The sequence below is a fragment of the Antrihabitans cavernicola genome, assembly GCF_008297975.1.
GTDB lineage: Bacteria > Actinomycetota > Actinomycetes > Mycobacteriales > Mycobacteriaceae > Antrihabitans > Antrihabitans cavernicola.
The window spans coordinates 687,728-710,501 of the sequence record NZ_VLNY01000002.1 but is presented as its reverse complement, the minus strand read 5'-3'; the positions used below and the strand labels follow the sequence as shown (position 1 = coordinate 710,501).

Sequence of the window (22,774 nt, the reverse complement as noted above, 5' to 3'; positions counted from 1 at the left end):
ATCCACCTTGAGCCTCCTCCTTCGTAGCCCAGCCGGTTCCGGCTAACGACCTGAACAGAAGGTTCTTCGAATGGTGTTTCAGCTATGACGCTGCAGTGTTTCGCGCGGGTGAACGCATCGCAGGGTTGTGTTGCTTCCAGGTTTCTTCCTGCACAAACGCGTTCCGACGACCGTGTGAAAACAGCGAGACCGCCCGCTCAGGCGCGCAGAAACGGGTCTCTCGACTGTGCGTGATTTTCGGTGTTCCGGCGACCGACTTCACTCACGGGGGCGACGCGCTGCGGCACGTCGACAACCAGACCGGCCGCCCAGGCACGGCCGAGCAGGGCCGCGACGTCGATCCTTCGCAGCGTTGCCACCCTTGGGCTGTCGATCAGCTCGTTGATGTACTGGACCACCCGTTCGGCGACCTCGCTGTTGATGTTCCCGATCCACCCGACAAGGCGGGCGGGCGCCCCCTTGGGCGCAGTTCGGGAGTAGACGTCACGCTTGTGCACGGGCTCCACGTCGATCACGACCGTGCAGGGCTCTTCCAGCTGTTGGCGCAGCCTGGTCCGCACGACCACATCGATCAGGTAGCGCGCAGTGCGGCCAGCCAGCACGACGTGCACGCTCAATCGGATCGGCACCTGGATGCGCAACGCCCAGTCCGGGTCGCTGCTTTCCTCGGCGGCGACCGGCCCGGGAACGCCGACCGCGGTGACAGCTGCAACCCCACCCGGCCCGGCTCGCAGCGGGCCTATGACGATGCTCGTTCCGATCACGCGGCCGATCACTTCGCTCACCCGATCCGACGGCATCGCAGCGGCCAGCACACGTCGAGCAAAGAGCTCGTGAGAAAGCTCCGCCATCGCAGCCTCCGTTCGGATGCACCCACGATAGCGCGGGACATCCGACAATCCCGGCAAGATCGTTTACGCCTGAAACGAGTCGTCGGGAACGGTCAGCGAACAGTGGGGCAACTCACCCCAGCAGTGCGTCGACGAATGCTGTCGGCTCGAACGGGGCCAGATCGTCGGCACCCTCACCGAGCCCGACCAGCTTCACCGGAACGCCGAGTTCGTGCTGAACCTGGAAGACGATTCCACCCTTGGCGGTCCCGTCGAGTTTGGTGAGCACCACGCCGGTGATATCGACGACGTCGGCGAAGACGCGCGCCTGCATCAGTCCGTTCTGACCGATGGTGGCGTCGAGTACCAGCAGTACCTCGTCGACCGTTGCACCAGGAGCGGAGCCTGCGGAGCGACCATTGAGCGCCTTCTCGATGACGCGCTTGACCTTGCCCAGTTCGTCCATCAGCCCGGTCTTGGTGTGCAGGCGTCCCGCGGTATCGATCAACACAGCGTCGACGCCGGCCTCGATGCCCTTGCTCACGGCATCGAAGGCGATGGACGCCGGATCGGCCTGCTCTTTTCCGCGCACGGTATCGGCGCCGACGCGCTGGCCCCAGGTCTGCAGCTGATCGGCTGCGGCTGCGCGGAAGGTGTCAGCCGCGCCGAGAAGGACCCGGCGACCGTCGGCGACCAGCACGCGGGCCAGTTTGCCTGTTGTCGTGGTCTTTCCGGTGCCGTTCACGCCCACGACCAGCAGGACGGACGGATGATCGTCGTGCGGAAGTGCGCGGATGGACCGGTCGAGTTCGGGGTGCAGCTGCTCGACCAGCACACTCTTCAGGAGCGCCCGGACGTCGGCCTCGGTGCGGACGGTGCGGGTCGCCATCTGCTCACGCAACGCTCTGACCACCTGTGCGGTGACGGCGTTGCCGAGATCGGCGATCAGCAGGGTGTCCTCGACTTCTTCCCAGGACTCTTCGTCGAGGTCGCCGCCGCCGAGCAGCCCCAACAAACTCTTACCGACCGCAGACTGCGACCGAGACAGTCGGCCGCGAAGTCGATTCAGCCTGCCTGCGGTCGGCTCGATCTCGTCGATCGCACGCGTGGTGTCGATTTCCGCGGGCGAGTCGGGGACGGGCACCGGAATCGGCGCACCGGGTGCCTCGGTGACATGTCCGACGTGCCCGGTACTCGGCGGCTGCACATGCGTTTCCGGCGGCGCCACTTTTTCCGGGCTATCGGGGAGACGCACGTCGGTGATCGGACGCTTCGGCGCGTCTCGCGGCACCGCGGCGTCGTCGCCGACCTTTGGCTGACCGTCGGTATCGGTACGCTCGACCGGCACCGGCGGCGGCGCCGTGTCCACGCCACCCTTGCTGAAGCTGAACCCACCGCCGGCCTGGTAGTTGCCCGAGCGATCCTCGACGACCTTCGTCGCACCGGACTGCTGTCCGGTCAACGAGATTCGACGGCGCCGATACAGCAGCGAGCCGACCATGAGAGCGACGAGGAGAATTGCGACAGCAGCCGCGACGATGATCCAAACTTGGGCAGTCACCGGTTCATCCTGACAGAACCGGCCGACGCAGCCGAAACGGGTGGACTCCCGTCAGGCATCTTGCGCGACGAGATTCTGGCCGCGCAACCGCTGCGAGATGACCGTGGTTATGCCGTCACCACGCATGCTGACGCCGTAGAGGGCGTCCGCGACCTCCATGGTCGGCTTCTGGTGCGTGATCACGATCAGCTGCGACTTCTCCCGAAGCTGCTCGAAGAGGCTGATCAGGCGCCGCAGGTTCGTGTCGTCGAGCGCGGCCTCAACCTCGTCCATCACATAGAAGGGCGACGGGCGGGCCCGGAAGATCGCGACGAGCAGTGCCACCGCCGTCAGCGACTTCTCACCACCGGACAGCAGCGACAGCCGTTTGACCTTCTTACCGGGCGGTCGCGCCTCCACCTCGATACCCGTGGTCAACATGTCCGACGGATCGGTCAGGAGCAGTCGGCCCTCGCCACCGGGGAACAGCGTCTGGAAGACCTGGCCGAATTCGCGCTCCACGTCGGCGTAGGCCTCCGCGAAGACCTGCAGAATCCGCTCGTCCACTTCGGCGACCACGTCGAGCAGGTCTTTGCGCGCGCTCTTCACGTCCTCGAGTTGTGTCGAGAGGAAGTTGTAGCGCTCCTCCAAGGCCGCGAATTCCTCCAGCGCAAGCGGATTGACCTTGCCGAGGGTTGTGAGGTCCTTCTGCGCGCGCTTGGCGCGCCGTTCCTGCGATTCCCTGTCGTACGGCATCGGGGCAGGTGCGACCACCTGCTCACCGCGTTCCTTCGCCTGCTCGTACTCGCTGATCTCCAGCTCCGTCGGCGGCAGCGGCACGTCCGGCCCGTACTCGCCGATCAGATCGTCGAGCCCCATGCCGAACTGCTCGGCGATCGCTTCTTCCAACTGTTCGATGCGGGTCGCCGCCTGCGCCCTCGCCACCTCGTCGCGGTGCACGGCGTCGGTGAGCGCACCCAGCTGACCGTTGAGCACGGCGGCGCGTGCCTTCACGGTCTCCAACTGTTCGGCACGCTCGGCGCGCTGTTTCACCAGATCGTCGCGATGGGCGACGGCGGCTGCGACGACATCCTCCAGGTGCTCGGCAACACGCTGACCCGACTCGGCCACTGCGGCGGCGACAGCAGCCGCATGCTTACGTGCGCGTTGCGCACGTTCGGCGCGAACCCGGGACTCCCGTTCGGCTCGCGCCGCACGCCGCAGCGAATCCGCCTTGCCCCGAACCGAATTCGCACGTTCCTCGGCGGTGCGGACGGCGAGGCGCGCCTCCACCTCGACCGAGCGAATCTCGGCGACCGCGGCGGCCGACTCTTCGCGTTCGCGACGCGCCGAATCCGCGCCTGCCGCGCCGGCGCCGTCGTCGTCGAGCCCGGACTGTTCTTCCTCCGCAAGCCGGAGCCGCTCTTCGAGCTCACGCAGTTCGGCCAGTGTTTCGTCGCGACCGGCTTCGGCCTGCGCTCGCTGACCGGTCAGCCGATCGGATTCGGCGTGCGCCAGACGCGCCACCTGGCCCAACCGGCCCAGCTGCTCGTACACCGCGGCCATCGCGCGATCCGATTCGTGCAGCGCGGCAAGCGCCTCGTCGGCTGCTTCGCGACGATCACGCTGCTCGTCGAGCGCACCGGACAATGCTGCCGCCAACTCTTCGGCCCGCCGCTTCCCCGACGTCAACGACGTTCGTGCGGTATCGATGGCGGCTTGGACCTCCAGCTGGCTCGGCGGACGATCGGAACCACCGGTGATCCATCCGGCTCCGACCAGATCACCGTCCTTGGTGACCGCGCGCAGTGCAGGCTGTGCCTCGACCAATTCGACTGCGTCGGTGAGCTTCTCGACCACGGCGATGCCGGACAACAGGGCGCCGAGGCCACTGCGCAGCGAATCGGGGCAGTCGATCACGTCGACCGCCCATTTTGCGGAACCGTTCAAAGTTGTTGTCGGCGTTGGGCTGCGGGATCCGTTCCTACCGAACACGAGTGCCGCTCGACCGCCGTCCGCTGCCTTCAATGCCAGCACGGCTTCGCGCGCGGAGTGATGAGAATCGACAGCCACGGCATCTGCTGCCGGACCCATTGCGGCCGCCACCGCGACTTCGTAGCCGCCAGAGACCTTGATGAGCCCGGCGAGCGGACCCAGCAGACCGTCACCGGAACGGTTCTCCACCAGCCAGGCGTTGCCGTCCTTGCGGCCGAAACCCATCGACAGAGCGTCGATCCGCGCCTCGAGCGACGCCACGTCCTTGCCCGCCGCCTGCTCCTGCTCCCGCAGCTCGGCCGCCCGCTGATCGGCGAGCTTCAAGGCTTCGACGGCGTGTTCGTGGCGAGTATCGAGGCCGACCTCGCCGGAGTCCAGCTCGCCCATCTGGCTTTGGACCTCGTCGAATTCGAGCTGTGCCTGATCCCCTCGCGTTCGCGCTTCTTCGATGGCGATGGTCAAGCGCGCGACCTCGTCGTCCACGGACTGGGCGCGCATCCGACGGGTATCGACCTGACCCGAGAGCCGTGCCAGACCTTCTCGACGGTCGGCGATGGCGCGAACAGCGGCCATGTGCGCGTGATCTGCTGCGGCAGCGGCCTGCTCACGCTCGGCGAGGTGCTCCTTCGCCGAATCGAGTGCCGCGTGCGCGGTTTCGACGGCGGCGATCAGTTCCAACTCTTCGGCGGCCACGCGCTCGGCTTCGGCTTCGAGCTGGTCGGGGTCACGGCCCTGATCCGACGACGATTCGCCGTCGAGATGTCGCGCCCGCTCCCGTGCGATGCGGATGGTGGCGTTGACCCGTTCGGCAAGCGCAGAGAGCTGAAACCACGTTTGACCGGCAGCTTCGGCGCTCGGTGTCAGCTGTGCGACGGCGCGCTCCTGGGCTGCCAATTCGGCTGTGGCAGCAGCAAGCTCGGTCTGCACGGTCTCTTGCTGCTCACGTGCGATCGACTCGTGATTGCGCTGATCGGCCAGTTCGGCGCGCTTGGTGACCAGATCGTCGGCGGCGAGACGCAGGCGAGCATCGCGCAGATCGGCCTGCACCGTCTGGGCGCGCCGGGCAACTTCGGCCTGCCTGCCGAGCGGTTTGAGCTGGCGTCGCAGTTCCGAGGTCAGGTCGGTGAGGCGAGCGAGGTTGGCCTGCATCGCGTCGAGCTTGCGAACCGCCTTTTCCTTCCGCTTGCGGTGCTTGAGGACGCCTGCCGCTTCTTCGATGAACGCGCGCCGATCCTCCGGACGCGATTCCAGGATCGCGGAGAGTTGGCCCTGGCCGACGATCACGTGCATTTCACGGCCGATGCCGGAGTCGCTCAGCAACTCCTGAACGTCCATCAGGCGACACGAGTTGCCGTTGATCTCGTATTCACCGGCGCCGTCGCGGAACATTCGCCGGGTGATCGAGACTTCGGAATACTCGATGGGGAGCGCGCCGTCGGAGTTGTCGATCGTCAGCGTGACCTCGGCGCGGCCCAGGGGCGCGCGACCCGACGTACCCGCGAAAATGACGTCTTCCATCTTGCCGCCCCGCAGCGCCTTGGCGCCTTGCTCACCCATTACCCAGGTCAGCGCGTCGACGACGTTCGATTTGCCCGATCCGTTCGGCCCGACCACGCAGGTGATGCCAGGCTCGAAACGCAGAGTCGTCGCCGAAGCAAAGGACTTGAAGCCCTTCAGCGTCAGACTCTTCAGATGCATAGTCGGTCCAGATTACCGGGTGCCGCCTCGACTGCTGCATTGCGCACAAATAGCCTTCTCCAATGACCAGCCGCCGCGCACTGCGCTCGGGAGCCCTCGGCCTCGTTTCCAGCGTGGTGATCGGCGTTGCCTCCGCCGGTCCCGCATACAGCATCACCGCGACGTTGGGACTGGTGGTCGCCGGTGTCGGACTACAGGCTCCGATCATCGTGTTGATCGCCTTCGTCCCGATGTTGCTGGTAGCCGTCGGGTATCGCGAACTCAACTACGCCGATCCCGACTGCGGCACCACCTTCGTCTGGGCCACCCGTGCTTTCGGCCCGTTCTGGGGCTGGATGTCCGGTTGGGCGATCGTGGTCGCCGACGTGCTGGTCATGGCCAGCCTGGCGCAGGTCAGTGGCCAGTACACGTTTCTGCTGTTCGGTGCGCACGGCATCGGTTCCGATCCGACCAGCGGCTGGGTGCTCGCCCTCGGGATCGCATTCATGGTGGCCATGACTTTCATCGCCCTACGCGGGATCGACCTCTCTGCCCGCGTACAGACGGCCCTGCTTGCGGTCGAGTTCGTGATGCTGGTGGTGTTCGCCGCCGTCGCGTTGATCCGGGTGGCGATCGGCAACGCTGCGAGCGGCTCGATCACGCCGGCATGGTCGTGGTTCGACCCGTTCCAGATCCACTCGTTCTCCACGCTTGTCAACGCCACCCTGCTGATGGTGTTCATCTACTGGGGTTGGGACTCGGTGGTCTCGGTCAACGAGGAAACCGTGGACAGCAGGCGCACGCCCGGCCGGTCGGCGATCATCGCGACCATCACCCTCGTCGCGCTCTACATCCTGGTCACGGTGGCGGCCCAGGCCTACGCGGGTGTCGGCACCGAGGGCAGTGGCCTCGCCAACCCTGACCACGTCGACGACGTTCTCGGAGCCCTCGGTGCCGCGGTGTTCGGCAGCGGCTGGATCGGTTCGATCCTGACCCACCTGCTGATCATCATGGTGTTGACCTCGGCGGCCGCATCCACGCAGACCACGATCCTGCCGACGTCCCGCACGACGTTCTCGATGGCACTGCATCGCGCGCTGCCCGATCGGTTCGCGAACGTGCACCCGCGCTACCTCACACCGACCGTGTCGACCGTGGCGTTCGGCGTGGTGTCGGCGCTGCTGTATGTGGTGCTCAACGGATTTTCCGGTGGCTCGCTGATCGTCGACGCGGTCTCCGCGATCGCCATGTCGGTCGGCTTCTACTACGGCATGACCGGGCTCAGTTGCACCTGGCTCTACCGCAGCCAATTTCGACACAACCCGCGGGCCTTGCTGATTCGTGGCGTAGTACCCGGCCTCGGCGGTGCAATGCTGTTGTTCGCCGCGGGCTGGACCGCCGTGACATCCTGGGCCGCCGACTCGGGCGAATCGTCGTTGACGCTGCCGTTCGCCCCGCACTGGCAGATCGGTGGGGTGTTCCTGCTCGGCGTCGGCTCGATGGCCCTTGGGCTCCCGCTCTACCTGCTGACGCGCGCGGCAATGCCCGCATACTTCCGCGGCGAGGTAATCCCCCGGGCGCTGCCGGTCGAGACCGACGTCGCGGAGGAAACTGCCCGCTAGCGGACGTCAGTACGCGATCGGTTCCGACAACTTCCGCAGTGCGTATTCGGTGACAGCGAGCAAAGCCTGCTTCGACGATTCCCGAACCCGTGCGTCGATCGACATGATCGGAACGTCGGGCGAAACGGCCAGTGCTTGCCGGATGTCCTCCAGCGGGTACTGCGGCGCGTCGTCGAACTCGTTGATGGCGACGAGGAACGGGAGGTTGCGGGCCTCGAAGTAGTCGACAGCGGCGAAGCTCTCTTCGAGCCTGCGGGTGTCGATCAACACCACGGCGCCGATGGCACCACGAATCAGGTCGTCCCACATGAACCAGAAACGGTTCTGGCCGGGCGTGCCGAACAGGTAAAGAACCAGGTCGCTACCGAGACTGATGCGACCGAAGTCCATTGCGACCGTTGTGGTCGACTTCAGCGGAACGGCTGCCAGATCGTCGACCGCTTGGCTGGCGTTGGTGACCAATGCCTCGGTGCGCAGCGGCACGATTTCGGATACCGAACCCACCAACGTCGTCTTACCGACACCGAAGCCACCCGCGACCACGATCTTGGTCGAGGTCGGCCGGCTGCCGGCGCTAGATTCCGCGTAGTCCACTGAGCACCCTTTCGATGAGGTCGCGACGTTCCGACGTGCTCGAGTCCTCTTGCAGAGTCGCAAGAATCCGGACGAGCCCGGCCTCTACCAGGTCGGCGACGATAACCCGGGCCACACCGATCGGTACTCCGACCTTCGCGGCAATCTCGGCGACGGACGGCGACTGCCTGCTGAGTGCCAGGATGGACGCCTCGATGTTGCCGAGTTCCGCCCGCCGATCTTCCGTGACCGGCAGGGCTTGAATCAGAGCCTCCAACGCAACCTCGATCGCAGGTCGGGTGCGACCGGACGTCAAGGAATAGGGCCGAACCATACTCGGCTCTTCGAAGTCCGGTCTGTTGATCTGATCGTTCATGACAAGTGTCAGGATCCGGAGCCGACACGCGGCGTTGCTTGAACGGTTGTTCCGACGCGCTCAACGAGCAGCGCCATTTCGTAGCCGACCTGGCCGATATCGCAGTTGACGTTGGTGAGCACTGCCAGATGCGAGCCGTCTCCCACGCTCATCAGCAGCAGGTAGCCCTGCTCCATCTCGATGACCGACTGCATCACCCCGCCGCCGTCGAAGAGGTTCGACACGCCGACCGCCAGGCTGGCCAATCCCGAGGTGACCGCGGAAAGCTGTTCGGCCCGATCCGTCGGTAGGTGCGCGCTGGACGCCATCAGGAGTCCGTCGGCAGAGACCAACACCGCGTGCGACACGCCCGCGACGTCCTGGGCGAAGTTCGAGACCAACCAGTCGAGGGGCCGCGGGGCCACTGATCCGGATTGCATGTTCATCGTTGTCCTTCGTCCGTCGTGTCGGTAGTACGTAACGCTCGACCGTTGCGAACGCCCTGCTGGTGCCGGCTGAGGTTAGCCCGTATGGCGTCCGGGTCGCGGCCGCGGGTCGACGCGGCCTTCGGCTCGGCCGCTGCACCGACCCCGCCAGGAACCAAACGATTGCCAGGCTGTCGCACCGGCAGACCGGTGCCCGTGCGCGCATCGACCGGTACCTGAGCCGCGCGCCGCGCCGCGTCCCAGCCGTCGTCGCCTGCGGACTCCCATGCACCACCATGGCGCGGCATCTGCGCGGGATCGTCCAACCAATTCGACGAGAGCTCGGCAAAGATGGGCGGATCCGGCCGATCGATCCGGGACTGGAAGAACGACGCGGTCTTGACCGGATTGGTGCGATAACGATGCCGCGCGACATCCGAATCCGGCTGTGCCGCAGCGGACCTACGGCTCGGCAGCGACTCCGCCACCGGCGTTCCCGCTGCCTGAGCAGCAGCGATCGCATCGCCGATCGGCGTACCGCTCGAGACCGGTCGGGCATCGGCTGCGGCCCGCTGTTGCGACGGAAGCGCGGAACCGGGTTGACGCTGGGGCAGACCCGAGGCGACCAAGCCTGTGGCAGATGCACTCGCCGCAGCGGGCGCGGCCGGCTGGCGCTGCGGTATCGGCTGGCGCTGCGGCACCGGCTGGCGCTGCGGAATGCTCGGTGCCGCAGCTTGGCGCTGCGGAACGTCCGTTGTGCCTGGACGACGTTGTGGGAGCGCGCCCAACGTTCCTGCCGCCGCCGGCGCTGCTCCGCCCGTCGGCACCTGAGGTACCACCTGGGTGGGGGCGGATTGCTCGACGACCTCGGTCGCATCGGCGAAGACGTTGGCGCCCGGCTCGGCATGTGCGGCGACGATGAGCGAATCGGGGATGTGCACGCTGACCGTCACGCCGGGTTCGCGAGCGGCGTCGAACGTCGGACGCAGGCGCACCCGCATGCCGTGGCGTTCGGCAAGCTTGCTCACCACGAACAGCCCCATGCGGCGGGCTGTGTCGGGACTGACCTCGGCGCCCATTTCCAGGCGGTCGTTGATCATCGCCATCTCGTCCGGCGGAATACCGATGCCGCGGTCGGCGACCTCGAGCACAGTGCCGCCTTGACCGGTGTTGGCGTAGGAGAAGGTGACATCGGAGCTCGGCGGAGATGCGCGCAGCGCGTTGTCCAACAGCTCCGCGACGAGGTGCGCGACGTCACGAGCTGCGCCACCCGAGAGTGCGATGTCCGGCGTCGCGCCGATCTTCACGCGTCGGTAGTCCTCCACCTCCGACACTGCCGCACGCAGCACGTCCACCAGGTTGACCGGCGCCGACTTCGCGCGACGCACCCGGGTGCCTGCCAGAATCAGCAGGTTGTCGCCGTTTCGTCGCATACGAGCTGCGACGTGGTCCAGGCGGAACAAGCTGTCGAGAAGCTTGGGGTCCTTTTCGCTGTACTCCATGTCTTCGATCAGCCGCAGCTGGTGATCGACCAGCGTCTTGGTCCGGCGAGCGAGCGTCTCGAACATGTCGTTGATCTGCAGTCGCAGGTGGGCCTGCTCACCGGCGAGGCGGATGGCCTGGCCGTGAATGTCGTCGACGGCGCGCGCCACCTGACCGATTTCCTCGGATGTGTGGACGGGAACCTGAGCGAACTCGAAGTCGTCGATGCTCTCACCGGCCTTGATACGTTCGACGGCATCGGGCAGGTCGTATTCGGCGACCTGCAGTGCGCCGCGGCGCAGTCGGCGCAGCGGCGACAGCAGCGACCGTGCGACCAGGTACGCCAATGCCAGCGCCAACAGCAGGGTTCCCAGCGAGATCGCGGCGTCACGATAGACGGCCGTCTTGGCGGAATCGGCGCGATCGTTGACGGTGCTGATGATGGACTTGGTCGCGATGGAAATCAGGTCCGCGTACGTGGACAGGCTCGCCAGGAGCGATTCGCGCAGCTCCAGCAATGGGAACTGGCCGGACGCTTGTCCTTGGGAGATCAGTTGCGCGCGAGAATCGAGCCCCTTGTAGAGGTCGGCGATACTGGCGTCGTCCTTCGGGTAATCCCGAGCGAGGGAATCCACCAGCGCACGCTCCGCGGCCGACGCGGTCGACAGCTCGAGCCCGGGGTCTTTCGGATTGCGCAGAATGACGATTCCCGCCGTCACTTCGTCGAACAGGCGTGCCTGCGCGGTCAGGGCGTCCACGAGCTGGGTCTTGGTGCTGACGACGTCGTTGTCTTCGATCGGCTTGACCGTCGCCTCGACGGCGACCACCGAGTCCGCCTGAATCTGATGTTGCAGCGTCGACATCGCCGCCAAGTCCTGCGCGACGTTCTTACCGCCGTCGACCACCTTCTGAGCCGATGCCGTCATCCTGCGCAGCGCCGCCGACACCTCGGGAATCGCGTCCGATCCCGATGCGGCCGTATTCGCCTCGTCGATTCGAGTCTTCAGTTGAGCGATGTCCGCATCGGTCACCGTGTTCGACTCTTGTCCGCCGATCACGGTGCCTGCAGCGGCTTCGAGCTGAACGGCCGCCGGAACTCTCGCCACGTGATCAGCGGCAGCGCTGAGCCTGTTGGATTCGTTGTACGCATTCAGCACTCGCATACTGCCGAGCACCATGGCCACGATCAGCGGCACAGCCAAAACCGCGAGCACTTTCCAGCGCAAGCCCCACTCGTCGAGGTTCCATGACCTACGACGGGGGCGCGAGGCGTCCCTCATTGCTAGCTCTCCTTCCACCGGCCCGCCATGACGCTTAGAGATCGCACCTACACACTGCGGAGTCTTCACCGGGCGTTGGAGAGCGTGTGAAATCAGCCGACAAGGTGATGCCGGATACGCGGAATTGTAACCCCGAACCTAGCTCAGGGTTGGCATCCGCACCCTCGCAGGCATCTCAAATGCTGTTTTGGGCCACTTTGACGGCAATCGTCACAAGATTGCAACCGCTACGACGAGGCCGAGCGCAAAGTGCGCCCCAGCGACCACAAGCACCTCAGGGGTATACGAATCAGACCGCAGCACACCTCCGATATCGATACCGATGACCACTTCGACCATCCGCACCGAGATGACCTGGGCGGCGATACCGACCAGTCCGAAGATCAACGAAGAGATCAACCCCTCGCTGAGCTTGCCCGACGCCGAGAAGATGGCGAGCACGACGATGAACGCCATACTGAGCATTCCGGTGCTGCTGACGATGATTGCGTTGGGCTTGCCCTCGCGAACGAGGTCGCGCAATTTGCCGGGCGTTGTGAGATCGATCGCATAGAAGCCCACCACGACCAAGAACAGCCCGACGATCGCGTAGAGGGCGATCGCCGCCACTCCCCTGCCCAGCGAATCCCAATAGCCGGATTCCAGCGCGAGAGTGGCTGCTCCACCCGTGCCCACTGCCGTCATACCTGTCTCTCCATTCATTTCTGCGGAATGCGGTGCGGGACGAAGGCGGCGCCGTCGTCGGTGATGAGTCCTGATGTTTCCCTGATGCCGAGGCCTGCCGACGTATCGCCGACGATCCAGGCACCCAACGCCGGGCGCATGCCGTCGAACTCCGGCAGCGGATCGAGCAATTGGTAGACGTAGCCCTCTTCGCCGTAGATGCCGCCGGTTGCGGTTTCCATACCCGCGCCGACGATCGTCATGTTGGCGCCTTCACGGCCCAGCTTCGGCTTACGGATGTACTCGGTCAGCTCGTTCGGCTGATCGAGGTACGCGGGCAGCAGGTTCGGGTGCCCGGGATACATCTCCCACAGCACAGCCAGAATCGCCTTGTTGCTGAGAATCGACTTCCACAGCGGTTCGATCCACATGGTCGCGGGAAGGCTCGCCGCCACGCGCTTGCCGAACTCGTCGTCGAGCACCCACTCCCACGGATACAACTTGAAGATCGAGTGAACCGGCGACTCTTCCAAGTCGACGAACCGCTCGAGTTCGGTATCGAAACCGATTTCTTCGATGGCGAGGCCGACGGTGTCGAAGCCGGCTTCCGCAGCTGTCTCCTGCATATATGCCGTGGTGACGTTGTCCTCGCCGGACGCATCCGCCGACGACCACGAGAAGTGCAGTTCCGAGCTCGGTAGAACATCCGCCAATTCGCCCCAACGCTCGACCAGCTTCTCGTGCAGCGAGTTCCACTGATCGTCGTCGGGATAGCGGTCCGTCAGCCAATGCCACTGCACCACCGAGGCTTCCAACAGGGTGGTCGGCGTATCGGCGTTGTATTCGAGGAGCTTTGCGGGCCGCCGCGCGTCGTAGCGCAGATCGAAACGGCCGTAGACATGCGGATCGGATCGCTTCCACGAGTCCGCGATCGCCTGCCAACTCCACTCCGGAAGGCCGAAGTCGCGGTAGCGCTCGGTGAGCACGACCTGCTCGACGGCGTGGAGGCACATCGAGTGCAGGAGTTCCACATCGGCTTCGAGCGCGAGGATCTCGTCCATCTCGAACTCGTAATGCACCGATTCGTCCCAGTAGGGTCGCGCGGATCCGTTCGCGTCGCGCGCGGGCGTCCCGTAGACCAAACCCTGTGATTCGACGATGGCTTGCCAGCCCGGACGCGGGGTGGTTCTCGTTCGCCGCATCAGCTATGACCCACTACTGCCGCCGAGCTTGCTACCGAGACCACCGCGTTGAATTGTGGTGCCCGACTTGGTCTTCACTGTGGCGCCCTTCGGAAGAGTGGTGGTGCCGCCGGTCGGACGCTGACCGATGGTCTGGTTGCCGCCGTAGTAGTAGCGGTACTGGCTGCCGCCAAGAATGATCAGACCGCCCATGCCGCTGGAGTGCCCTTGGGAACAGTAGGAATCGGCGACAACCACTTCCTGGCCGTTCTCCTCCTTCACGCAGCTGGCGTTGACCTCGTCGGACTTCAACGCCGAATAGCCGAGCGCAACCACGCCGACCAGCCCGACAACGGCGCCGCCGCCGATCAGCCTGCGATTGCGCTTGCGCTTCTTCTCCGCCGCCAGCGCCTGCGCCTCTTCTTCTTCGGCAGCCAACCTGCGCGCCTTGTCGCGCGCCCGAGCCTCGGCGACCGTCGGTGGGCGCGGTTTGGTGGATCCGGGATCTTGGTTGCGGACCGTGCCGCGCCGCGGCGGCTGCGGCGGCTCCGATCCGGGCAGCGCGAACGAGGCGGGCGTTGTCGGCTCCGGCGGGGGTGCGTAGGGACGCGGCTGAGCCGGGTCGGGGCCAGGCCGACCCTGGAACGGCTGCGGCTCGGTATTTTCCGGGCCCGTGTTGCCTGCGCCGTTCTGTCCGCTATCGGAACCGTCGGACGTCACCGGTTCTCCCTCATGTCTTCGCGCCGCTTGCGCGTCGTGTCTCCGCGCCGCTCGTGCGTCGATGCCGCAGTCTGTCGCACTACCGCTCCTCGAATCCGGTCAATTCACCGCGTGCGCTTTCCCAGCTTTCCACAACCAGGTCCACTCGGCCCGGCGTCTCGCCGGAGCGCAGCAGCGCGAGTAGCTTGTCACACTGCGCACGGGATCCTTCGGCAATAACGGACACTCTGCCGTCGCGCGTGTTGGTGGCGTGGCCGACCAATCCGAGCTCGAGAGCGCGCGAGCGGGTCCACCATCGAAAGCCGACGCCTTGAACGTTTCCGTGCACCCATGCACTGAGCCGAACGTCTGCTGCTGCGCCCACTAGGAATCGACGTCGAAGGTCAGCGACACCTCGGTGCCCGCCTTCAGAGTTCGGCCTACGGTGCATACCTTGTCGACGGCTCGCGCCACAGTGGTGAGCAGCCGATCGCGGGCGGCATCGTCGAGTTCGCTGAGGTCGAGCGCGAGAACCTCGTCGAGTTTCGGGTAGGTCTCGTTCTCCCGGTCGGCATCGCCGGACACGCGAACCGTCGCGTCGTAATTGTCGCCGAGCCTGCGAGACAGGGGGAAGTCCGAACTCATGCCGGTGCAGGCGGCGAGCGCGATCTTCAGCAGCTCACCCGGGGTGAAAACGCCGTCGACGTCCTGAGATCCGACGAGCACCTCTGCGCCGCGCGAACTCTTGCCGGTGTATCGGCGGGTTCCGGTTCGCTCGACCCAGAGCGTTGTCGGTTGCGCTTCCTCTGTCATGTCGACAATCCTGCCAGTTCGGTCAGCGCTGGAACCGGTAGCCCATCCCGGATTCTGTCAGCAGGTGCTTCGGATGAGCCGGATCCACCTCCAGCTTGCGCCGCAGCTGAGCCAAGTAGACCCGCAGGTAGTGCGTCTCGGTCTCGTACGCGGGCCCCCACACCTCTTTGAGAAGCTCCTTGCGGCCGACCAACTTGCCCCGATTGCGCACCAGCATTTCGAGCATTCCCCACTCCGTCGGCGTCAGATGCACCTCGGCGCCGTCCTTCACCACTTTCTTCGCGGCGAGGTCGACGGTGAAGGAGTCGGTCACCACCACCGGTTCATCGACATCGGCCGCCGCTGCGCCGCGCCGGACCGCTGCGCGGAGCCTCGCAAGGAACTCGTCCATGCCGAAAGGCTTGGTCACATAGTCGTCGGCTCCCGCATCGAGCGCCTCCACTTTGTCCGCGGAGTCCGTGCGAGCCGACAGCACGATCACCGGAGCACTCGACCAGCCGTGCAGACCGGCCAGCACCTCGATGCCGTCCATGTCCGGTAGACCGAGATCGAGCACGATCACCTCGGGGTGCGTCTCCGCAGCCGCACGCAGGGCACCGGCACCTGTTGCCGCGGTAGTCACCTCGTATCCGCGAACCGAGAGGTTGATGCGTAGCGCCCGCAGTATCTGGGGTTCGTCGTCGACAACCAACACTCGGGTCATGCCGCCGCCAGATCCACGACGATCGTCAAACCGCCGCCGGGCGTATCGGTCGCCGTGACGGTTCCGCCCATCGCCTCGACGAAGCCACGCGCGACCGACAGACCGAGTCCGACGCCGCTGGTGTTGTCTCGATCGCCGAGCCGCTGGAACGCATCGAACACCTGCTCCTCCGTCCCCCGTGCGATGCCCGGACCTTCGTCGGCCACCGTGATCAGCACTCTGTCACCAACCTGCGCCGCATCGACGCGCACCACGCTGTCCGGCGCATACCGCAACGCGTTGTCCACCAGGTTCGCGATGACCCGTTCCAACAAGCCGCCGTCCGCCATCGCACTGGTGTCGCCCACATCCACCTGCAACCGATCCACGCCTACGCGGCGGAATCCGCGCGCGCCGACACCGACCCCCACCAGCGCGCGGTGCACCACCTCGTCGAGATACACCCGGACCAGGGTCGGCCGCACCACGCCCGCCGCCAAACGCGACGAGTCCAGCAGATTGCCGACCAGGCCGGTGAGCTGATCCGTCGACTCCTCGACCGTCGCGAGAAGTTCGGCGGTGTCTTCGGGCGAGAACTCCACATCGTCGCTGCGCAGGCTCGACACGGCGGCCTTCACAGCGGCGAGCGGGGTCCGCAGGTCGTGGCTGACGGCTGAGAGCAGCGAACGCCGCAACCGATCTGCCTCCGCCAGAGCCGTTGCCTTGCTTGCTTCTTCGCCGAGTTGCCGTTGACGGACCAAACCGACGGCTTGATTGGCGACTGCTCCGAGCACCCGGCGATCGCGCGCGGGCAGCGTTGTTCCGCACAGCAGCATCCGATATTCGCCGTCATTGACATCCAGCACAGTGTCGGCATCGTCTGCACAGCCGCCAGGCCGATCACCGACGGCGGCGATCAGCCCCTCCCGCTCCCCCACCATGGAAACCGCGCGCTGCGAATAGGTCTCCCGGACACGCTCCAGCAAGGCAGGTAGATCCGCGCCGCGCAGCACCGAACCTGCAAACAATGCAAGGAGTTCGGCTTCCTGCGACGCGCGCCTGGCCTCCCGCGCCCGCTTGGCGGCGCCGTCGACGAGGGCGGCAACCGCCACCGCCACCAGCAGCAAGACCAGCACCGTCACGAAGCTGTCGGGCTCTGCGATCGTCAGACTGTGCCGCGGTGCGGCGAAGTAATAATTGAGCAGCAGGCCGGAGACCAGCGCCGACAGCACGGCAGGCGCAACGCCGCCCAGCAGTGCGACGACCAGTACGACGACGAAGAAGACGGCGCTCTCACCGCCCAGTGCGAGATATTTGTCGAGCAGCAACAGAGTGAGAAAACACGCCAGCGGCGGGACCACGACGGCCGCGACCCACGCCAGGATGCGCCGCTCCTTCGGTGTCACCGACGAGATGCGAAACCCGGTCTTGGCCTCTTCGTGCGTCACCATGTGGACGTCGATCTTCGCGGACTGCTGCACCGTCGCCGCACCGATGCCCTCATCGAAGATCCGCGCCCACCGCGACCTACGTGACGTTCCGAGCACCAACTGCGTTGCGTTCATCTCCTTGGCGAACTCGAGGAGACTGGCCGGAACGTCGTCGCCGACGATGCTGTGCAGGCTCGCTCCCAGGCTTGTTGCCAGTTCGCGAACCTTGCCCATCTGCGGCGCCGAGACGCCTGCCAGACCGTCGCCGCGCACCACATGCACAACGATCAGCTCGGCGCTCGACTTCGACGCGATACGACTCGCCCGACGCACCAGGGTTTCCGATTCCGGTCCACCGGTCACCGCGACCACCACGCGTTCGCGGGCCTCCCAGGTGTCGGTGATCTTGTTCTCCGAGCGGTACTTCGCCAGCGCCGCATCCACCTGGTCCGCAAGCCACAGGAGCGCGAGTTCGCGTAGCGCCGTGAGGTTTCCGGGGCGAAAGTAGTTGCTCAGCGCCGCATCGACTTTCTCCGGCGCGTAGACGTTGCCATGGGCTAGCCTGCGCCGCAACGCTTCCGGAGTGATGTCCATCAACTCGATCTGGGTCGCAGCGCGGACCACCGAATCGGGCACGGTTTCCTGCTGCACCACGCCGGTGATCTGTGCGACAACGTCGTTGAGGCTCTCCAGGTGTTGCACGTTCACCGTGGACACCACGTCGATGCCTGCGTCGAGAATCTGCTCCACATCTTCCCAGCGCTTGCGATGATCGCTGCCCGGCGTATTGGTATGTGCCAGTTCGTCGACCAGCACCAGAGCGGGCTTTCGCCGCAGCACCGCCGCCACGTCCAATTCCGGCATCGACGTGCCGCGATACTCGACTCGAAGTGGCGGAATCTGTTCGATCCCCTCCAGTAACTCCGCCGTTCGCTTGCGACCGTGTGTTTCGACCACTGCCGCAACCACATCGGTGCCGCGGTCCATTCGGCGATGGGCCTCGCCGAGCATCGCAAAGGTCTTGCCCACGCCGGGAGCTGCGCCCAGATAGATGCGCAGCTCCCCTCGTTTGCGATCCGCGGCGGCGTTCACGTCCTCATCATCCACCAGTGTTGGCCGCTCCACAGGAAGGTGCCTTCAGGCCGAGAGCCGTGTTGAGTTCCAGAACGTTCACGCGCGGCGCCCCGATGAAGCCGAGTGTCCGGCCATCGGTGTTCTCGTCCACGAGTGCGCGCACCTGGTCCACGGACTTACCCGTTTCGCGCGCGACCCGCGAAATCTGAATGGCCGCATAGGCAGGACTGATCTGCGGGTCGATGCCCGAGCCCGATCCGGTCACGGCGTCCACCGGTACCGCGGCCGGATCGACCCCCTCGCGTTGCGCGATCTTGGCGCGGCGCGCTTCGATGAACTGCGCAAGTACTGGGCTGCTCGGGCCCAGGTTGGAGGGCAGCGCCGCGGACGGATCCGTGGTAGCGAACGGGTCGTTGTCTGCCGCGGACCCAGTGACACGGGCATGGAAGAACGGGTCGGGCGCATCCGCGGCGACCTTCGGATCGACTCCCACCCAACGACTACCGACCACGCAGCCGGCAGCATCGGTGACGGGCGACCCCTCGGCGGCGCCCGAACTGATGCGGCTCACTCCCCACACCACTGCCGGATAGGCGACGCCCAACACGACGGTCAACGCAAGCAGCACGGTCAGGCCGGCCACCGTCTGCCGAAGCAGGCCAAGAGAAAATCGCATGTCAGATCACCCAATTCCAGGAATCAGTCGCACAACGAGGTCGATCAGCCAGATGCCGATGAACGGCGTGACCACACCGCCGACGCCGTAGATCAGCAGGTTTCGGCCGAGCAACTGAGATGCGCTCGACGGACGGTAGCGAACACCTTTGAGCGCCAACGGAATCAGCGCGACGATCACCAACGCGTTGAAGATCACCGCAGAGACGATGGCCGATTCGGGTGTTGCAAGCCGCATGATGTTCAGCGTGTCCAGCTGCGGATAGATGCCGCTGAACAGCGCGGGCAGGATCGCGAAGTACTTGGCCAGGTCGTTCGCGAGGGAGAATGTGGTCAGGGCACCGCGCGTGATCAGCAACTGTTTGCCGATCTCCACGATCTCGATCAACTTGGTGGGATCGGAATCCAGATCGACCATGTTCCCGGCCTCTTTGGCTGCAGAGGTACCGGTGTTCATCGCGACGCCGACGTCCGATTGTGCAAGTGCCGGAGCGTCGTTGGTGCCGTCGCCGGTCATCGCGACGAGACGCCCACCTTCTTGCTCCTTACGGATGAGGGCCAACTTGTCCTCGGGTGTGGCTTCCGCCATGAAGTCGTCGACCCCGGCCTCCGCTGCGATGGCCCGGGCGGTCAGCGGATTGTCTCCGGTGATCATCACGGTGCGGATGCCCATTGCTCGCAGCTCCGCGAAGCGTTCGGCGATACCGGGTTTCACCACATCGGACAGCGCGATCACGCCGAGAATGCGTGCCGCACCGCGCTCGACGGTGGCGACCACGAGTGGTGTGCCGCCGTTCTGCGCAATCTCGTTCACGGCGTCGGTGACAGCGGGGACTACCGACGCACCGAGTCCGGACGCCCAGGTGATCACCGAATCGCTTGCGCCCTTGCGGATCTGGCTGCCTGCGATGTCCAGTCCGCTCATGCGGGTCTGCGCGGTGAACGCGACGAACTCGGCAGCTTTTTCCTCGGTGCTCGGCTGCGCATCGAGACCGAATTTCTCACAACATAGGTCGACGATGCTGCGGCCTTCCGGCGTCCCGTCCGCCAAACTCGACAGCCGCGCGGCTTCGGCCAGTTCCTCGGCGGGGACACTCGGCGCCGGATACAGCTCGGTCGCTTGCCTGTTGCCGTAGGTGATGGTGCCGGTCTTGTCCATCAGCAGTGTGTCGATATCGCCCGCGGCCTCCACGGCGCGACCGGACATGGCGAGCACGTTGCGCTGCACCAACCGATCCATGCCTGCGATGCCGATCGCCGACAGCAACGCGCCGATCGTGGTGGGGATCAGGCAGACGAGTAGCGCGATCAGCTTGATCGGATCTTGCGCGTTACCTGCGTAGAGCCCCATGGGGCCGATCGCCACCACCGCGAGCAGGAAGATGATCGTCAGCGACGCCAGCAGGATGTTCAGCGCGATCTCGTTCGGCGTCTTCTGCCGCGACGCACCCTCGACTAGCGCGATCATCCTGTCCACGAACGATTCGCCGGGTGCGGCCGAGATCTGAACGACGATCCGGTCGGAGAGCACGGTGGTACCACCGGTGACAGCGCAGCGATCACCGCCGGACTCCCGGACGACCGGAGCCGATTCGCCGGTGATTGCCGACTCGTCCACTGTCGCAATGCCTTCGATCACATCGCCGTCGCCAGGAATCACCTCGCCTGCGACGACTACCACCTTGTCGCCGACTTTCAGATCGGTGCCTGCGACTTCCTGCACGCCGCCGTTCGGGTCGAGTCGTTTGGCGACGGTGTCGCGCTTGACCTGCCGCAAACTGGCGGCCTGCGCCTTGCCACGACCTTCGGCGACGGACTCGGCGAGGTTCGCGAACAGCACGGTGAACCACAGCCACGCCGCGACTACCCACGAGAACACCGAGGGATCGGCGAACGCCATGAGCGTGCTGACGGCCGAGCCGATCAACACGACGAACATCACGGGGTTGCGGGCCAGATGACGAGGATCGAGCTTGCGGAATGCCGCAGGCAGCGACGAGATCAGCTGGCGAGGACTGAAGATTCCGCCGTTCACGCTGCGTGAGCGTGGCGCATCGTGCTCAGACGCCACGGGCGCGTCGAGTGTGGTTGTCATTGCAAAGCCTCCGCGATGGGACCCAGTGCGAGGGTCGGGAAGAAGGTGAGGGCCGCGACGAGTACCACTGTGCCGGTGAGCAATCCACCGAACATCAGACCGCTCGTCGGGAGGGTGCCCGCCGTCGGCGGCGTCTTCTTCTGTGCGGCAAAGGATCCCGCCAGCGCCAGCACGAAGACGATCGGCAGCAACCGCCCGAGGAGCATGCAGATGCCGAGCGACGATTGGAACCAGTCGCTGGTCACCGTCAACCCGCCGAACGCGCTGCCGTTGTTGTTGGACGCCGACGCGTACGCGTAGACCACTTCTGAGAACCCGTGGATGGATTGAGGACTACCGGGATCGCCGCTGTTGCCTTGGAATCCGGTGGTGGTGCCGAGGATCGACGTGATGCCGACCCCGATCAACACCAACGCGGGCATGACCAGAACAGACAGGGAGGCCAACGTGATCTCGCGCTTGCCGAGCTTCTTGCCGAGATATTCGGGGGTCCGCCCGACCAGCAGACCACCGACGAACACCGCGATCAAGGCGAGGACCAGGATTCCGTACAGGCCGGTTCCCGTTCCACCAGGCGCGATTTCGCCGAGCAGCATGTTCAAGATCACGGCGCCACCCCCCAGGGGCGACATGCTGTCGTGCGCGGCGTTGACCGCTCCCGTCGAGGTTCCCGTCGTCGATACCGCAAACAAAGCCGAGCCGGGAATTCCGAACCGAACTTCCTTGCCTTCCATCATCGCTCCGGCGGCCTTGGCCGCGATACCGCGTGTTCCGGATTCGGCCGCCAAGGTCACTGCGAGCAGACCACCCCACAGCAATGTCATCACCGCAACCAGCGTGAGCCCCTGCTTGCGATCGCCGACCATGGTCCCGAAGGTGCGGGTCAATGCCACCGGGATCAACAGCAGCGCAATGATTTCGACGATGTTGCTCAGCGGCGTCGGGTTTTCGAACGGGTGCGCAGAGTTGGCTGCCAGAATTCCGCCACCGTTGGTGCCGAACTCCTTGATGGCCTCTTGCGACGCCACGGGTGCCAGAGCGTTGGTGACGCTGGTGCCGTCGAGTCCGGTCGAAGCGAAGCCGGTGTGGAACGACTGAATCACGCCTTGGCTGAGCAGTATCAGCGCCACGACGAAAGACCCGGGGAGCAGAATGCGCAAGCTACCCCGAGTGAGATCCACCCAGAAGTTGCCTATCTCCCCGGTACCGCGAACCCGGATCAATGCACGTATCAACGCGACGGCAACCGCCATACCGACGGCAGCGGATACAAAGTTCTGCACCGCGAGTCCCAGCGGCTGGGTGAGGTTGGACATCGTCGTTTCGGGCGTATACGACTGCCAGTTGGTGTTGGTGACGAAAGACACGGCAGTGTTGAACGCGACCGCCGGGCTGACGCCGGGCAGGCCGTTGTTTATCGGCAGCACGCCTTGAATACGTTGCAGGACATACAGAAAGAGAACGCTCGCGAGTGAGAACCCGAGCAGGCTACCTGCGTAGCCGTACCAGGTCTGTTCGGTACGAGAGTCGATTCGGCACACCCGGTACAGCAGGGACTCGATCCGAAGATCGCGCTCCGATGTGTAGACCCGGGCCATGTAGTCGCCGAGTGGGACATACAGAATCGCGAGAACTCCGACCACCAATGCGATCTGCAGTCCCGCGGCAAGAGCGGGATTCATG

Annotated in this window: 18 protein-coding genes; 1 reads left to right on the top strand and 17 read right to left on the bottom strand. The window is 65.4% G+C overall.

Annotated features, from left to right (window positions below; translation table 11 throughout):
* Nucleotides 1–197 precede the first annotated feature (197 nt).
* From FOY51_RS07055 to smc, 3 genes are all read right to left on the bottom strand, one after another.
* Nucleotides 198–851, bottom strand: a complete 654-nt coding sequence (locus tag FOY51_RS07055; RefSeq protein ID WP_149429443.1) for a hypothetical protein — start codon at nt 849–851, stop codon at nt 198–200.
* A gap of 112 nt (nt 852–963) precedes the next feature.
* On the bottom strand, nt 964–2,391 hold the full coding sequence (gene ftsY / locus FOY51_RS07050) for a signal recognition particle-docking protein FtsY (RefSeq protein WP_149429442.1): 1,428 nt from the start codon (nt 2,389–2,391) through the stop codon (nt 964–966).
* A gap of 51 nt (nt 2,392–2,442) precedes the next feature.
* Nucleotides 2,443–6,063 carry a chromosome segregation protein SMC gene (smc, locus tag FOY51_RS07045; protein ID WP_149429441.1) on the bottom strand — a complete coding sequence of 1,207 codons (3,621 nt, stop codon included), beginning with the start codon at nt 6,061–6,063 and terminating at the stop codon, nt 2,443–2,445.
* 62 nt (nt 6,064–6,125) lie between these two features.
* Between smc and FOY51_RS07040 the strand changes: the two genes are divergently transcribed.
* A complete protein-coding gene (locus FOY51_RS07040) occupies nt 6,126–7,664 on the top strand; it encodes an APC family permease (RefSeq protein ID WP_149429440.1) in 1,539 nt (512 codons plus the stop codon).
* A gap of 6 nt (nt 7,665–7,670) precedes the next feature.
* Here FOY51_RS07040 and FOY51_RS07035 read toward each other — a convergent pair whose 3' ends face one another.
* From FOY51_RS07035 to kdpA, 14 genes are all read right to left on the bottom strand, one after another.
* Nucleotides 7,671–8,258 (bottom strand): GTP-binding protein, encoded by a 588-nt coding sequence (locus FOY51_RS07035; protein ID WP_187776207.1) that lies wholly within the window; start codon nt 8,256–8,258, stop codon nt 7,671–7,673.
* Nucleotides 8,239–8,613 (bottom strand): DUF742 domain-containing protein, encoded by a 375-nt coding sequence (locus tag FOY51_RS07030; protein WP_149429439.1) that lies wholly within the window; start codon nt 8,611–8,613, stop codon nt 8,239–8,241. The genes FOY51_RS07035 and FOY51_RS07030 overlap by 20 nt, the downstream gene beginning before the upstream one ends.
* An 8-nt stretch (nt 8,614–8,621) precedes the next feature.
* Nucleotides 8,622–9,038, bottom strand: a complete 417-nt coding sequence (locus tag FOY51_RS07025; protein WP_149429438.1) for a roadblock/LC7 domain-containing protein — start codon at nt 9,036–9,038, stop codon at nt 8,622–8,624.
* On the bottom strand, nt 9,035–11,779 hold the full coding sequence (locus FOY51_RS07020) for a sensor histidine kinase (RefSeq protein ID WP_149429437.1): 2,745 nt from the start codon (nt 11,777–11,779) through the stop codon (nt 9,035–9,037). The genes FOY51_RS07025 and FOY51_RS07020 overlap by 4 nt, the downstream gene beginning before the upstream one ends.
* A gap of 210 nt (nt 11,780–11,989) precedes the next feature.
* Nucleotides 11,990–12,463 carry a DUF350 domain-containing protein gene (locus FOY51_RS07015; RefSeq protein WP_149429436.1) on the bottom strand — a complete coding sequence of 158 codons (474 nt, stop codon included), beginning with the start codon at nt 12,461–12,463 and terminating at the stop codon, nt 11,990–11,992.
* Nucleotides 12,464–12,477: 14 nt separating this feature from the next.
* Nucleotides 12,478–13,644, bottom strand: coding sequence for a glutathionylspermidine synthase family protein (locus tag FOY51_RS07010; RefSeq protein WP_149429435.1), 1,167 nt, complete (start codon nt 13,642–13,644; stop codon nt 12,478–12,480).
* Nucleotides 13,645–13,647: 3 nt separating this feature from the next.
* Nucleotides 13,648–14,184 carry a hypothetical protein gene (locus FOY51_RS07005; protein WP_149429548.1) on the bottom strand — a complete coding sequence of 179 codons (537 nt, stop codon included), beginning with the start codon at nt 14,182–14,184 and terminating at the stop codon, nt 13,648–13,650.
* A 238-nt stretch (nt 14,185–14,422) separates the two neighbouring features.
* A complete protein-coding gene (locus FOY51_RS07000; protein WP_235916162.1) occupies nt 14,423–14,707 on the bottom strand; it encodes an acylphosphatase in 285 nt (94 codons plus the stop codon).
* Nucleotides 14,707–15,135: an OsmC family protein gene (locus tag FOY51_RS06995; RefSeq protein ID WP_149429433.1), complete on the bottom strand. Its 429-nt coding sequence runs from the start codon at nt 15,133–15,135 to the stop codon at nt 14,707–14,709. Before FOY51_RS06995 ends, FOY51_RS07000 begins: the two co-directional genes overlap by 1 nt.
* Before the next feature lie 22 nt (nt 15,136–15,157).
* A complete protein-coding gene (locus FOY51_RS06990) occupies nt 15,158–15,838 on the bottom strand; it encodes a response regulator (protein WP_149429432.1) in 681 nt (226 codons plus the stop codon).
* Nucleotides 15,835–18,339: a sensor histidine kinase gene (locus FOY51_RS06985; protein ID WP_371830413.1), complete on the bottom strand. Its 2,505-nt coding sequence runs from the start codon at nt 18,337–18,339 to the stop codon at nt 15,835–15,837. The genes FOY51_RS06990 and FOY51_RS06985 overlap by 4 nt, the downstream gene beginning before the upstream one ends.
* Nucleotides 18,340–18,346: 7 nt before the next feature.
* Nucleotides 18,347–18,997, bottom strand: coding sequence for a potassium-transporting ATPase subunit C (locus tag FOY51_RS06980; RefSeq protein WP_149429430.1), 651 nt, complete (start codon nt 18,995–18,997; stop codon nt 18,347–18,349).
* A 6-nt stretch (nt 18,998–19,003) separates the two neighbouring features.
* On the bottom strand, nt 19,004–21,091 hold the full coding sequence (kdpB, locus tag FOY51_RS06975) for a potassium-transporting ATPase subunit KdpB (protein WP_149429429.1): 2,088 nt from the start codon (nt 21,089–21,091) through the stop codon (nt 19,004–19,006).
* Nucleotides 21,088–22,773, bottom strand: coding sequence for a potassium-transporting ATPase subunit KdpA (gene kdpA / locus FOY51_RS06970; RefSeq protein WP_149429428.1), 1,686 nt, complete (start codon nt 22,771–22,773; stop codon nt 21,088–21,090). The genes kdpB and kdpA overlap by 4 nt, the downstream gene beginning before the upstream one ends.
* Nucleotide 22,774: the final 1 nt, after the last annotated feature.